This window comes from Stenotrophomonas sp. 364 (assembly GCF_009832905.1).
Taxonomy (GTDB): domain Bacteria; phylum Pseudomonadota; class Gammaproteobacteria; order Xanthomonadales; family Xanthomonadaceae; genus Stenotrophomonas; species Stenotrophomonas maltophilia_AP.
In genome coordinates this window covers 4,590,004-4,604,380 of record NZ_CP047135.1, presented here as the reverse complement: position 1 = coordinate 4,604,380, position 14,377 = coordinate 4,590,004, and the positions used below count along the sequence as shown (strand labels likewise).

Sequence of the window (14,377 nt, the reverse complement as noted above, 5' to 3'; positions counted from 1 at the left end):
TTTTCGCCCCCTGTGAATCAATGGGTTACGGCCAAATACGGGTGACGCCGTTGCCCGAATGGTCGTCGGCCTCGCGCGCGTGGAAGATCGCGGCCGCAAGCTCTCGCTTGATTCGATAACGGCCATGGTGCAGTGGCGACGCCACGTCCCCGTGGTAGGGGGCGACAGGCCGACGCGGCAGCAAGGCATTCTGCCTGTACTGCCACAGGTCTGCCGCCCACCTACTCAAGGGCTCCAACGTGACGACCGCTAGGTCCAGGCGTAGACCGCGGCCCCCCATTGACATGCGGGACGACATGGGTCAACAGATTACAGACGATAGCGGAAACGTCCGCTTCCGGCCAAAAGCGGACACGTAGTGATGGTGGTGCCTGTCTATGGCAAGGTGGGCGATTCAGGCTTGGAACAGATCTTCCCGGCAGCCCAGCACTGATTGCTACTGCAAGAAGCCGAATGAGCGAATATTACCTGCAACGTGACTACTGCCAAACACAGAAGTCAGCGGTACATCGCTTATAGAGCTGGAACTCATAAAGTCAGTGCTTGCCAGTCACCCTCAGCAACCATCGTCAGACCGTCGATAACAACTAAGAGATCAAAGAATATGGCCGCTTACGACTTCAGAACGCTGAACGACAAAGAGTTCGAAGTCTTGTGTTGCGACCTGCTCAGCAGGAAGCTTTCAAGGAACTTCGAACGCTTTAAACCCGGCAGAGATGGCGGAGTGGATGGCCGCTATTTTTCTCCAGATGGCGAGGTTGTTCTTCAGTGCAAACACTGGGTGAACACTCCCATTGATCAGCTTATAAGACATCTTGAAAAGTCCGAGGCCGCAAAAGTCGCAAAAATAAAACCAAGTCAATACTTTATCGCGACTTCACTCCCATTATCAAGGGCGGACAAGAGTAGAATATTCAGAATATTCGCGCCGCATATCGCATCAGAGTCTGACATCTTAGGTGCGGAAGATCTTAACGACATCCTCAGCAGGGAGTCGGAAGTTGAGCGACGCCACTACAAATTGTGGCTCGCAAGCACAGCTGTTCTCGAGACGTTGCTCAATTCAGCGATTCATGGTCGCAGCGACTTCCTCCTCTCTGAAATCGCGGAGCATAGGGCCCGTTACGTGCAAACTGGCAGTCACGCTGCAGCCCTCACTAAACTTAATCATAAGCATGTAGTGATAATCACAGGAGATGCCGGAGTTGGGAAGACTACCCTTGCTCGAAACTTACTCTTGCCCTACGCGTCAGACGGTTATGAAATTTTCTCGATAGCCGACAGCATTGACGAAGCCGAAAGCGTTTATCAGAAAGGAAAGAAGCAAATTTTCTATTTCGATGATTTTCTGGGAAGCAACTACTTGGATGCCATTTCGGGGGGATTCGGGACGCAGATATCTCAGTTTATCAGGAGAGTTAAATCAGACCCATCAAAGCGGTTCATCCTTACCTCGAGAACCACCATTCTCAATCAAGGGAAAATGCTGATCGGAGCTTTGTCTGACCAGAACACCGCCAAAGATGAGTTCGAAATATCGCTTCAATCCATGACAGCCATCGAGAAGGCGAAAATTCTCTACAACCATATGTGGCATTCAGACATAGGCCACGAATACAGGGAGGAGATCTACAAAGACAAAAGGTACTGGGCGATAATTAAGCACAAAAACTACAATCCGCGAATTATCTCTTACATAACCGACAGTCAGCGCCTGGAAGATATTCCGGCCGCTCAGTTCTGGCCCCACACATTAGGGATGCTGAACAATCCCGCCGATGTTTGGTCGCATCCGTTCGATGCACAGCACGACGACTATGGGAGGGCGCTCATTCTCTTGGTGGCACTTAACGGACGATCCATTAGTCAGGGCGAGTTGTCAGATGCTTACTACAGACATGTAAATCGACAAGCATTTTCCTCAGCGAAGGGTCAACAAGATTTTATCCGAAATCTCAGGCAACTTTGCGGGTCAATGCTAAATCGGACGGTTAATTCTCACCAGGAAGTTATAAGTCTCTTCAATCCTTCAATTCGAGATTTTTTGCTTAGCCGATATCAATCGGTCCCGACAGTTATTGGCGATACCATCCGCTCATTGAGAACCACGGACTCACTAACCACAGCCATATCGCTACTCGCCAACTCCACCTTGGACAGCGCATTCACCCGCACACTCCTAAGTTCAATTGCTGGTGACGCGGATGCCTCAGCTTATGTCGGATACTCATCACTATACATTGCTCGCCTATACTCTTTCTTGTATGAAAATAACCACAACGTCTCCGAACGTGACATTGCGCTAATAGGCAGGGCCTCAGCATTTGTCGAGGGGGAGAATCTACCCCGACAGTTTGAAGAAATTATTGATCTCTACATTATTGCTAGGCGCCACGGATTCTCTGCACCAGCCTCGATTGATGCCTTGATTGAACAGGCATGCGACAAAGATCCTTCGATGGACGAGCTTAGCAAGCTCGCCAACTTGATGGGTGCGTCCGGCTGTGTACCGGCAACAGACGGAATTTTCAGAGAGGCGGTTCTGGCCGTTTTTGTTGACCAGATTTACGATGAGTTCCCCGCCGAGGTGGTGTTCGAAGGTCTCTCTTGGGATGAGGGATGGGGGGAAGCCAAGTCGCAACTCAAGGATCAGCTCCGCTTGCGCCTGGAGAAATTTGGATTTTCTGAAGATGAGGACTTGGTGCTGGAAATAGCCGAGAGCTACGATTTTGATGATCAAGCGTACGGCTACTACCGAGGCCGCGAAGAGGAAAATGAGCGGAACTATTACGGTGGCGACACTATGACAAGAGACATTGACGACTTGTTCGATAGAAGCTAGTGAACCCTCAAGATGCAGTAGACACCCACCAATCTCACTCGGTGTCCGCTATCGGCCAGAAGCGAACATCGTAAGACGCTTGCAGCGTATTTATCCACCACACATTGTGGATAATTAGGCATCACCTCCACTCTCCTGACATGATAAATATACCTCTAGCACCGGAAGCATTCGATGACATCAAGATTTACTACGTATACTTGATCGCCTGTCATGCTGCGCTGGAGACGTATGTCAAGGTTGGAATGACATGCAATCTGAAGAGGCGAATATCGGAGGTTCAGACCGGCTGTCCGTTTCGGATCGCTCACGCATTCGCCATCCCGTCTGAGTATTGGGAAGAGGCTAGAGGGCTTGAGAAGCTATTGCATATGCTTCTTAGGGAACAGAGGCTACGAGGGGAGTGGTATAGCGGCACTGAAACGTTCTTCTCTGTCCTAGACGCAGTCCTGCGCCGCATCAACGCCGGAGGATTCAGCTATGAAGAACTGCTGGAGACGCCGGATTTTGTCGGACCGGAGTTTGAAATCATGCTGCATCGTCATGACTTTTGCTTCTACGAAATTTCCCTCCCCCTTGTTCGAGGTGCCAACCCTATGGACTCGGCGAGATCGCTGCCTGCAGAGCGAATTGCATCGGTGCTGTCCGGAGGGCGCGCGACTCAGTACGGTGAGCTCAGCTAAGATCATCAGTGTGAGGTGGCCTTAGAGGGAGACAACAACAACTGATGCATCGGCTCGACCCTTTTCTGATTTCATACGTCATTTCTTGGGGTATGGCGCAGCCGGGCCGACCGTAGAGAAGCGCCCTGTTTTCGTTCAAGCAGGTCCGTCAGAATTGCTCAAACGGGCCAAGCCGTTGCCTGCCCTCAGCTTGATGACGTGGCCCTAGCGCTGTATCCATAGCCTCTTCCAGCTTGTCTTGGCTAGCGCCATCCGACCCACAAAAGGCCTCAATGAGCTGAGAGAGCACCTCAACGTACACATGCCACCCATGTGGCTCAAACCCCAGCGGGGATCTGCCCGTCGCTGAGTCCACACTCTTCTGCATTTGCCAAAGAGCTCGAACAAAATTCTGATACCTCTCAACGTCGCTGGAAAAGTGAACCGATTCGTCGGATAGCCCCGCCAAGACTGTGCGTACGACAACGGTTACGAGCTCTTCAATGCAGCTTCGGAACTCTTTTGACAGCGATAAGTAGCACAGGGCCTTTGTGATTTCGCGCCCCGCGGCAAAGGCCCTCGCGTCATCGCCGGCGTGCTTTGCCAGCCTCACACGTGCGCAGAGCGCACCTAAGGGATCCAGCGAAGGCTTGGCACCGAAGGCATGCATCAGCCTCAATGGATCGTGCTGCTCGGCCTCGTCCAAGACTCTCATCAAAGACCGATGATGGTCATAGCAGGATCGAAGATCCGATTGAGGATCGAGGACCTTCCATAGCATGTGATTGAATACGGCAGAACTGCCCATCACATGCTCGTCAATGGTCTCTATGCGCTGCCGTCGGGGCGTACGCAGCTGGCTGCCTGGAGCGAAGGGGTCTGCAACCTCAACACCCTTCGGAAAGGCGCCAATGACTGTGCCGAAATGCCGATAGTGGTCCCGCTTGGCCTGTCGCTGCATTACATGAACGAACACTGCCCACACAAAGGTCCGAGTCTGAAGCAGCAGCTCTCTGCCCGCATGCCCCGGCCTGCGAGGCCACTCGTCACATGTTCCATTTAATGGAACATCGGCGCTGAAATGGACCATGCCTAGCACTTACGAGCGATTCTGCTCGATAAGAGGGGGTACACGTTGCGTAGCCCGCCGGATACCCTCATTCCAGACCCTCTATGACGAGTGACGATGAGCAGAGACACATAGGACTAGCAGCGAAGCTGCTTACGGCTGAGACGGAAAAGCCCAGGAGCTGGACACTCCTGGGCCTTTAATTGCCGCGTCTTCCACAGACCGACGCGTGCATTCTGCTCTCAGATTTTTCCCCTTGTCAAGGCAGGGCGGGCATCGCTTTGCCTGAGGAGCCAAAATGCACGCGTTGGAGCTTCGCGCCTGCTTGGAGCGGGCTGGGTTAACCGAAACGCAGAGAGGGCATCTGCTTGGCATGATCGCAGAGGCACCGAGCCGCCGGCCAGGCGGTGCGGCACTGAACAACGTCATCGCGCAATTTTGGTCAGATAAGAACAAAACGTCGATCTGGATCGAAAGTCACACGGTTGAACGTCTGTTTGCCTATGAGCTTGAGCTCGACCCCTCTGTCTTGGCCTACTACTCACAAATCCCTTGCCGGGGAATTGAGCGCCGTAGCGCAAATGGAAGACGGCACTTAGGGAACGCCACAGCGGACTTCCTGGTCATTCGTGCCGACTCAGCTACGATAGTGGAATGCAAAGCGGCGCAGCGCATCGAATCACTGCTGCAACAGAAGCCACTTGAGTGGGTGCGATCCGACGATGGGGTGATTGAGCGTCCCGCGCTAACAAGCTGGGCATCCGACTGGGGGCTCAACTACGCAGTGTGGGTTCAGCCGTCCCCATTTGCGTGCCTCCTGGCAAATCTGGAGCTCTTGTACTCGGTAAAGCCACCTGATGAGCCGGGCAAGGCGCACCGGCAAGCCCTACGGCTACTAGAGCGCTCTTCATTGACGATTTGGGAGCTGACACGGCGTGTCTCAGGGCTGACTCCACTAGCGGTTCATCAGCTCCTTCGAATGGGACTTGTATGCGGCACCATTAAAAGCCAACCGATCGCGCTTACTGAGACTTTCCGGCTCTTTCTTGATCCCCAGCAGTGCAGCGCTGCGGAGGCTACTGCGGCTCAACGCACCGACCACCGATTTCGTCAGCATTGTGACCCAGTGTCGACATCTTCATACCGAGACCTTTGCGCCGGTCGCCAGCGGCTAGAGAAGCTTAAGGCGATGCGGCTTGGGAACAGCGTCTTCACTCGTCGATATCGAGAACTGGATCGCGTCGTTCGCCAGGCGGACGTGGACGGCGTGAGCGAGCTTGAGGCATGCCTGACCAACTACCGCCGTTCGGGGAACAGGAGTGCCAGGCTGACCAAGACACAGACGCTCGCTGTAGATCTTGCTGTGCGCAACTGGGAGGCCGGAAAGGCCCATAGTAGAGGGCACGCGTACGCTGGACACGTTGCTCATTGCCAGGATGTTGGCTGTGAGCCCGTTTCGAGGACCACTCTCTATAGGAGGATGTCGGCCGCGAAGGCTTCAAGGAGAGCTCTATTAACCGGCGGCCTGCGTGAGTACCAGAAGAACAGGGAGTCAACCGACCCTCGGTATCGCTCCATGGCGTCCCAGGCCCTTGGGCTTCGAATTCACATTGACTCTACCCAGATTGACGCCCGAGTCTTCCCCGGGGTTGAAGACAAGCTCCTACTCGATCGCCCGATCATCTACGTCGCGGTCGACAGCGCTACCGGCTTTCCTGTTTGCTACGAACTAGCTTTTGGGCCAGCAAGATCAGATGCACTAGCTGCGCTACTTCGGACTTATGTGCGAACAACTGGGTCACTGCCGAGCATCATTCAGGTTGATAGGGGGTCTGAAAACAGATCCAGCTGGTTGTCAGCGTTTTGCAGGGAGTATCACATTACGCTCTTGATTCACCCCACGGGGGCCTCAGTCTTCAACAGCGCCGCCGAAAACTGGCTAGGCCGAATCAACTCACGGCTTCATTCTCTGCCTGGGAGCACGCTTCCAGATAAGAAAGGAAGATCTGTCGACGGAAGGTTCAAAAGTCGTCAAACCGCAAGGCTGCAGTTCTCAGCTCTTCACGAAGTAGTAAACGACGCTATCGAGCTGTTGCGTGACGTCCCTGGTGCAGATGGCGAGTCTCCGATTGAGCGCAAGGCTCGACTCGTTGATGAAACGGGTCGAGCCGGCCACGCCGTGGAAATTGACGATAACTTCCTTTTTCACAGCTCCATACCTACCCGCGCCAGTGCCTTGGACCCGAAGCGAGGCATCAAGACGGAGCGCACTCGATATGCGAGTTCTGAGCTGCTTCAGGCGGCGCGACGCGGAGACGTCATCGAGGTCCGTCGAGACTGCGAAGATCCTACAGTGATGCACGTTCAGATGTCTTCTGGTCGTTGCAAGGCCTGGTCGGGAATGGCAAATAAGGTAGCCGGATTACCTGACATAGAGCTCAAGTTCCTTGCCTACTACCTGCATCAACGAGGGTCGAAGGTCGTTGAGAGGAGGCTAGATGCCCACGTATCGCATCACCGAAAGGTCCAAGAAGTCCTCACGACCAATGACCCGGACGCGAGCGAGCAGAAGCCGTCAGCTTCGAAAGCCGCGCGTAGGTCGACTAAGGACCGCCCGGCCTCACGAAGCATCTCCGTGTCTTTGGAAGGGTTGGATGACTACGGGCAGGAATTGAGGGAAGGAGGTAGAGATGCCATCTAGCCAAGTCCTTCTTCATCCAAAGTTCCAGTCCACGGAGCGCGATCTAGCGGCGACGCTCACGTTGGCCCAACCTGGAAGCCTCGTGTTCTTGATCGGCATATCTGGCGTTGGCAAGAGCGAGCTTCGGTATCGGAGCATGAGATCGGTTGCCGGTGCTCCGTCAGGTTGGGACAAGGGCATCCTTCCTGCAATTGCGGTCAGAGCGACGCTTACGGATCGGGGGTTCTTCAACCCCAAGGATCTTGCTATGCGGCTCGCTCACGCTCTACGGGTACCAGACCTCACATGGCTGAGCGATAGAGATCAGATAGATGATCCTGAAGTAGTCCACGCCAAGCTGGAGATCGCAGAGAAGGCTCAGCCGTGGCTAGATGCACGTAGATCAACCACCGAGCACGCGCTTCGATTTGAGTTCGAGCGCCATGCGAGAGCTCGCCGACTCCGGTGGATCTTCATAGAAGAGTGCGCGTCGATAGGCACATTGTCGCGCGGGCGATCCGTGCACAACTATGTCCTCGGCCTAATGCAGTTGGCTGAAGAGTGTGGTCTTACGATCATCCTGTTCGGCACGCCGCGCGCCGCGGCGCTATGGGACTGCCATCCTGATATACGCCGGCGGTCACTCTTCGTGTGGGCGCAGCGGTACAGGGAGGATCGGTCTGAGGATCATCGACCATTTGCCAGTCTGGTCTCTTCCCTAGGAAAGCATCTGCCGCTGGAAAGGCCTGATCTACTTGTCCAGAATCTGGAACTGGCGCTAGCGAACTCAGCAGGGTCGTACGGCGAAGTAAAGCAGTTCTTGCTCCGAGCAGATCAAGCAAGGGTTCGACGTGACTCCCACACGATCGATTTGTGCGATCTCCATCAAGCGTCCTATAGCCGAGAACATCTGCTCGGCATGTGGGAGCAGGCGAAGGCGTTTGATGGGCTCTGCGAAATCAATACGGATGCAGCAGACCTAGGCTACCTGAATCTCAAATGGGGAGCTGCAGAAGGGAGGGTGGGCCAATGACCGATGCGCGCGCGTGGAAGTGGTCGACCTTTCCGCCGTTGGCGCTCAGCGGGCTAGGAACTGCCCACGTCGAGTCGATGGCGAGCTACGTCGCCCGTCTGTCTACAACTCAAGGACAGAGCACGGTGGCCTTCCTGGACTCTCTCGACGAGGTCTGCAATGAGAGGCCTTTGCGAAATGATCGAGCTCGATGCGCCCTCATTGGCCCGGGCAGGAGGTTCATGGCGCGCCTGATTGCCCTGGAAGAGCTTACTGGCGGCCAGATTCTCAGGCCGGGCACTCTGTACGCCATTGCCGCAGCTATTCGCCCAGGAAGCGAGGGACTGGCGAATGCACGTCATTGGTGTCCTGTATGCCTGGATGAATTTTCTCAATCCGGAGTCAGCGGGCGACTTAGTTGGGTTTTCTCTGATCTGTCGCACTGTTCGTTGCACTTCGCGAGAATCGAAAGCTACTGCTGGAGATGCAAGTCGCAGCAACCGTTTGTGCCAGGAAATGCAAACATCCAGAGTTGCGTGCTGTGCGGAGCGAGCCTCGCTGCAAGCGCAGAGTCCGCCAAGGGTGTCTCGAAACAGGCACTATGGACTGACGGATGCATAGAAGAGCTCGTTTGCTTCCTAAGCTCCAATCCGCCAATGGTCGTACCAGGGGGATATGAGTCATATATCGATCGGTTGTCAAAGATGGGGGCACTGTCTAAAAGTCATCATGCTTTCCGGCGAGGCGCTCCCAGTATCAGGTCATTGCTTAACGTCTGCGCGTACATGGGAGTCCACCTAGTGGACGTGCTGCTGTGCCCAGATGATCTGCCTGTCGACCGCCTAGTTGATGGCGAGGAGGAACCCCGACTGCTTTCTCTACCTGTGGAGTCGAGGAACCTGCAGCTACGACGTTTGGAGTACCTGTTAGAGGCACTAGCAGGGGAGCGCCATGGTCTTGTTCCGCCCTTGGCCATCCTGCTCGAGAGATATGGCCTTTCGGCATCGGTCAAACAACTGAAGGAGCGAAACTCCTATCAGTGCTATCTCAGAAGGCATAAGCTACAGAAATGCCTTCTGACCAGTAGAACGAGCAGGCCGATCATCGCCGCTGCCTTCAGTATGCTCGATTCCGGCGTGACTACTGAAAGAGCAGTGCAGAATCTGAGCGAGTCGACACGAATCAGCGTCAGGGCACTCGAGCCCTACGTTAGATGTGTTGGAAGGGTCTTAGTGCTAGAGAGCGAGGCCCGAGCCGCAGTCTTGTAGATCGTCATCTTGTAGCCAATTCTCTGCGACCAATCATGAGGCGGCACGTATGCCGAGCACAGCGTCTTCATTCACATACCTCTTCCTAGACACTGAGTGGGCCGATGCAAAAGGACTCGAGCTCGTGAGCATCGCGCTAGTCAGCGAAGATGGAGCGAGCACTTTCTATGCCGAGCGCGACCCGCTGCCATTGGCGCCAACGGAGTTCGTGAAGACAACGGTCTATCCCCTGCTGCAGAGGGGCTTTCATGCCCTGTCAGACCCCAGCCTTGCGCAGGCGCTCTTCGCTTTCCTTATGGGCCAGCGATCCCCCCATGTCATCGCGGACTATCCCAACGACCTTCGTTTATTACGCGAAGTGATGTCCTGGGCTTCGGTAGCGAAGGGAATGGACGAGCGGCCAAGATTGCCCTGCACGTTGATGGATAGGGATTCCGTTACCACTTCTCACTTGGAGAGATGGTTCCGCTTGAACCCCGAGCTGAGTCGCTCCCGCCACCACGCGCTCGTGGATGCAAACGGACTCAGAATGGCTTGGCTAGTCTCCACCGGCCGATTGGGCTCGGACTTCCGACCCGTTGTCTAGACTTGCACACACCGGACCGTGAAGCTGAGCGAGTCAATAGAATTGGATAGCGCGGCGATATCGTCTACCAGGTGCACCCGAATGACAAATGGGTCGGCGATCAGACGGGGACTGGCTGTATCATTTGCGAATCAAACAACTCGATGCCTTGCCCATGATCACATTTGAGCCTCTTGAGCTGGAAGCCACTCTTCGCTCGGCTATTAGAAGGCTTGGTTCCTCGTTCTATATTGACTTGGATGGCTATCCGCTGCCGCCCGATTTTGAGTTGGATTTGGATGATGATTGGCTGATCAGTTCTGACACGGAGCTGACGCTCGACTTTCCCCGAACAGAGGATGGAGTGTCGCTGCCGGTGAAGGATCTGATTGATCTTTCGCTCGAAGTGACCGACAGCGCTACTAGCTTCGATGGTCTGACATATCACTCTAGCCGACGAACAATTATCAGGATGAATTCGACGGACCTGCGATCGCATGCGTTCGCAGACCGAGTGAGCGCGGCTCATAGTCACGAGCTGAAGATGATAAGCGAGGTTGGCGGGAAGCCTGGCAATATTTCTATTAAGAATGATTCAGCACACTTTGGTGCGATCATCGTCGCCAGAGACCATTTTTACGATAAGTACAATCCCCCTTTGACGGGAGATGAGCTATTCATCGAGGTCGAGCATCCGCACGGGGCTTCGATTACTGATTGCAATGCTCTGATCCATGCCTATTTGTTTGAGTTGCACACTACCTTGGGTCTTGAGTTCTTTGAATGGCCGAGACCACTCGATGACGAAATTGAGTACCCGGAGGATGAGGATATCGGTGAGCTTGTGGGCCAGGCAGGAAGGCTGCGTCCCTTGCTTATCGGGCAAGGTCTCCTATCGGTCTTGTCGGAATTCAACAGTGCTCACGGCGCGAATAGAAGCGACTGGTCGTTGCTTTCTTACGTAAAATGCATCGAGTACGTCGCTGCTACAGTGGTGCGTGAGAAGCAGTACGAGGACCTTCGCAAAAGGCTACTGACAAGAGACGCTCTCAAGCCCAATGCAGAATTTATGGACGGCCTGCTGTTGCTGTTTGAGGAGAACCGAACACTCACTAAAGATGCAGAGGCCATACGGCTTTCTATCGAGCGTTGTTGCGATCCAATTCCTATGGCGGGGCATGCGCCAGTTTTTCTTCGGACTTTGGCCAAGATCGGGCCAAGTAGCACGCTTGCACAACGCCAAGCATCCCTACTTGATCTGTCGGCCGCTTTAACAGCAACTAGAAATCAACTCGCTCATGCCAAAGCAAACTATCGTCGCACAGGAAAGGAATGTCCTCCGGAGCAACTGTCGAGCTTGGTTGTGTGTGCGCGCATCGCCGCAGAGCAATGTATTCGGTGGTATTCATCACGTCCAGAAGACCTGAGACGTGGGTAGCTGGCGGCCTGGCCTGTGGCCAGCTATTTTTGCTTTGCGGATGGTCGCACGAAGGTTCTTCGTACTCCGAATGAGCACAACTATGGGTGCAGCCTTCCCCTGGCGCTCGCTCTAGCATATGCAGCCTTGCCCAAGATCTTCCTCACGCCTGGCTCCTTTGAGGAATAGTCAACCAACGCGTGAGCCGTGTTGTCTTGGACAGGGTCAGAATAGCAAAGCAGATCTATCGATTTGAACTCTGAGACGCTGACAGCCCAGGTCCCTCCGGCTTGGTTCAGCAGTTTCGTCTTCAGGTATCGCTCGTAGGCGTCCCTAGGTGTGATGATGGAGCTTCGATCTGCTGAAAGAAGGCCAGAGTCTTTCTGTGTGGGCGTAAACGCGCCGGACCAGAGTCGCCCTTCCTGGATCAGATTGGGATGCACCTGCCTCATCATAAGTTCATCCGAAACTTCAATAACACTAGCGTCAGATACCGGCATCATTACTCCCCGTACCGCTGGATACGACATCCCAAACCATGCGGAACTGGTCCGCATAGTCGCTTGATCGAATGTTAAGCTCCTTCGAAATATCTTCCAAAGTGCTGGTATTGACCGCATGTAGTTCGATACTTGAAGTGTGGAGATAAATATTTGCGCTCAGCTCCCACACCCCTACTGTCCATTCGGCGGCGACTCCTCCGTCCGGCAGCGGGTAGATGCTTGGGGTTGGTATATCGGCCTCTAAGACTATTTTTTTACTAAATGCCCTCATGCACTCGATCGCTTCCTTTGAGGGCGACGGAGTGTCAGGGTCATACCAGCCAGGTTCAGTTTGGGCTACTTCGTCAAGTCGGTCGTCGAAGGCTTGCCGCTGTTCGTCTTCGCTGTACACAACGCTTACATCGAGCAAGCGGCGCAACCGTTCTGCCCCGTCATAGAGCCCAGTTCCAACTAGGCGGACCTGTTGAGTATGCCGTGAGTAGGCCTTATCAAATTCGAACTCTGATAGAGGTCTGAAATCAAATGCGGAGCCGTTGGCGTCTTTGACGTGAATTGTGCCAGTGCTTGACACGCCGCCATCTAGAACAAATAGGCCGTCTACTGCATTCTCATAGGTTTGCTCGCGAGATAGAACAATGCGCTTGCGAATGAATGTGTCATACCGAACCGGATCTGCCGTGTCATAGCCAAGCTCGATGTACTCATCTGCCCTGAGGCTTTGGCCGAATGGGTTGAAGCGTCCGGCCAACTCCTGCGGAAAGTCTTCGGGGACCTCCCCACTGGTCGCGACTTTGCGAATCAGCGCATCTACGTAGGCCTTGGCGTCGTCGAATTCGGGGTAGTGAGCGAACCCGAGGTCTCCCTGAACATCAGCCTTCAGCTGCGGAAGGCGAACGCCGGTTACCACTGCGCTGTGGCCGCCTACGACTCGCTTGAGACCAATCTGAAATGAATCGCCGAAGCCCTTGGGGACACGCACCCTGTCGTTGTGGCGCTTCTTAAACAGCATCTTCGCGACTTCAACTATCAGGCCACGATATGCAGCAAGGTCGGGTAGTACGTCAAAGGGAATTGCATGCGCATCGAAGCGTCCTCCGGCGAAACGAGCGGTAAGAAAGGACTCTTCGGTTAGCGGCGAATCGTCTTGTGTAGGTCGATCAGTCACGCTGCTCCCCAGTGAACTTGCCTGTTCCACAGGCGTATAACAGATTTCCGGGTAGTTGTCCCTTCACAAGTAACGTCCGGATTTCCCCAACAGCTTGGGCCGACTACTGAATCGACAGAGGATCTTAGCGCGTCGTCGAGAGATAACGCCTGTTGCGACGAGCTGACCTAGTGGGGGTCTGCGTTCGGCGTGCAGCACGCTGGCGCTGGTCGATCGGCTTGCAACTAAGTGGATCTCACAGTTGGTCGCACAGCGGCGCACCTAGTTCAGGCTCCAACCCGCGCTTGGATGACCGACTGAGAGCAATAGTGAGGCGACAGGGGTACTCCAGCCGGGCACAGCACCATAGTTTGGCAGCTGCCCTTACACCATAGTCTGTCCAAAGCTGCACAAACTATGGTGTTCGCCCCACGAAGCCACCCCCAAGTTCCCTGAACGGGCGCTTCATTCATGTACCGGTCAGTTCAATATTCAGGAGCGATTGGGACGACAAATGAATAATTAACACCTGTCGACCGCCCCTTCTCTCCCCCTCCCAAGGGGGGCGGTTCGGCAAAACCAAAAATAATTAAAGGTGTCCCGATGATGAAGTCTTCCTTGCTTGCCCTGGGTCTGCTCGCTGCTCTGCCGTTCGCTGCGTCTGCAACCGAGGGCCTGTCGTACAACTATGTTGAAGGCGGCTACGTGAACACCGATGCCAAGGGTGGCGACGCTGACGGTTGGGCCGTGAAGGGCTCGGTTGCCGTCGCGCCGAACTTCCATGTCTTTGGCGATTACAACGCGCAGGAAACCAAGCGCGGCAGCAATGACGTGGACCAGTGGAAGGTGGGTGTCGGCTACAACTACGGTATTGCCCCGACCACCGACCTGGTGGCCCGCGTGGCCTACCAGAAGTTCGATCCGAAGCACGGCCTGGACTTCAATGGCTACTCGACCGAGGTGGGCGTGCGCAGCGCGTTCACCCCGAACATCGAGGGCTACGTGATGGCCGGCTACGAGGACTACAGCAAGAAGCACGGCATCAACCCGGACGGCGAGTTCTACGGCCGCGTCGGCGCCCAGGCCAAGTTCAACCAGAACTGGGGCCTGGCTGGCGAAGTGAAGCTGGCCAAGGGCGGCGACAAGGAATGGTTCGTCGGTCCGCGCTTCACCTGGTAATACAGTTTCACCGCGGTACGTTGTTGGATGGCGCGG

At 54.8% G+C, this 14,377-nt stretch carries 8 protein-coding genes; 6 read left to right on the top strand and 2 right to left on the bottom strand.

Annotated features, from left to right (window positions below):
* Positions 1-604 precede the first annotated feature (604 nt).
* The gene (locus GQ674_RS20425) at positions 605-2,842 is read left to right on the top strand and encodes a restriction endonuclease (protein WP_159498820.1); all 2,238 of its coding nucleotides are present in this window, start codon (positions 605-607) and stop codon (positions 2,840-2,842) included.
* Between the two features lie 140 nt (positions 2,843-2,982).
* Positions 2,983-3,525 (top strand): GIY-YIG nuclease family protein, encoded by a 543-nt coding sequence (locus tag GQ674_RS20420; RefSeq protein WP_159498818.1) that lies wholly within the window; start codon positions 2,983-2,985, stop codon positions 3,523-3,525.
* A 3,101-nt stretch (positions 3,526-6,626) separates the two neighbouring features.
* Here GQ674_RS20420 and GQ674_RS21680 read toward each other — a convergent pair.
* Positions 6,627-6,782 carry a hypothetical protein gene (locus GQ674_RS21680; protein WP_236546137.1) on the bottom strand — a complete coding sequence of 52 codons (156 nt, stop codon included), beginning with the start codon at positions 6,780-6,782 and terminating at the stop codon, positions 6,627-6,629.
* A gap of 481 nt (positions 6,783-7,263) precedes the next feature.
* Between GQ674_RS21680 and GQ674_RS20410 the strand changes: the two genes are divergently transcribed.
* From GQ674_RS20410 to GQ674_RS20395, 3 genes are all read left to right on the top strand, one after another.
* On the top strand, positions 7,264-8,286 hold the full coding sequence (locus tag GQ674_RS20410; protein ID WP_159498814.1) for an AAA family ATPase: 1,023 nt from the start codon (positions 7,264-7,266) through the stop codon (positions 8,284-8,286).
* 1,296 nt (positions 8,287-9,582) lie between these two features.
* Positions 9,583-10,119 (top strand): 3'-5' exonuclease, encoded by a 537-nt coding sequence (locus GQ674_RS20400; protein WP_159498810.1) that lies wholly within the window; start codon positions 9,583-9,585, stop codon positions 10,117-10,119.
* A 154-nt stretch (positions 10,120-10,273) separates the two neighbouring features.
* Positions 10,274-11,536, top strand: coding sequence for a hypothetical protein (locus GQ674_RS20395; protein WP_159498808.1), 1,263 nt, complete (start codon positions 10,274-10,276; stop codon positions 11,534-11,536).
* 465 nt (positions 11,537-12,001) lie between these two features.
* On the opposite strand, the gene GQ674_RS20390 is transcribed toward GQ674_RS20395, so the two are convergent.
* Positions 12,002-13,183, bottom strand: a complete 1,182-nt coding sequence (locus GQ674_RS20390) for a hypothetical protein (protein WP_159498806.1) — start codon at positions 13,181-13,183, stop codon at positions 12,002-12,004.
* A gap of 585 nt (positions 13,184-13,768) precedes the next feature.
* Here GQ674_RS20390 and GQ674_RS20385 point away from each other — a divergent pair.
* Entirely contained in the window at positions 13,769-14,341 is a 573-nt protein-coding gene (locus tag GQ674_RS20385; protein WP_201290294.1) for an Ax21 family protein, read from the top strand.
* Positions 14,342-14,377 lie beyond the last annotated feature (36 nt).

What these genes read in the sequence shown, in the direction of transcription:
- GQ674_RS20385 (WP_201290294.1), top strand. Translation starts at nt 13,769, where the DNA reads ATGAAGTCTTCCTTGCTTGCCCTGGGTCTGCTCGCTGCTCTGCCGTTC.
- GQ674_RS20425 (WP_159498820.1), top strand. Translation starts at nt 605, where the DNA reads ATGGCCGCTTACGACTTCAGAACGCTGAACGACAAAGAGTTCGAAGTC.
- GQ674_RS20395 (WP_159498808.1), top strand. Translation starts at nt 10,274, where the DNA reads ATGATCACATTTGAGCCTCTTGAGCTGGAAGCCACTCTTCGCTCGGCT.
- GQ674_RS20400 (WP_159498810.1), top strand. Translation starts at nt 9,583, where the DNA reads ATGCCGAGCACAGCGTCTTCATTCACATACCTCTTCCTAGACACTGAG.
- GQ674_RS20410 (WP_159498814.1), top strand. Translation starts at nt 7,264, where the DNA reads ATGCCATCTAGCCAAGTCCTTCTTCATCCAAAGTTCCAGTCCACGGAG.
- GQ674_RS20420 (WP_159498818.1), top strand. Translation starts at nt 2,983, where the DNA reads ATGATAAATATACCTCTAGCACCGGAAGCATTCGATGACATCAAGATT.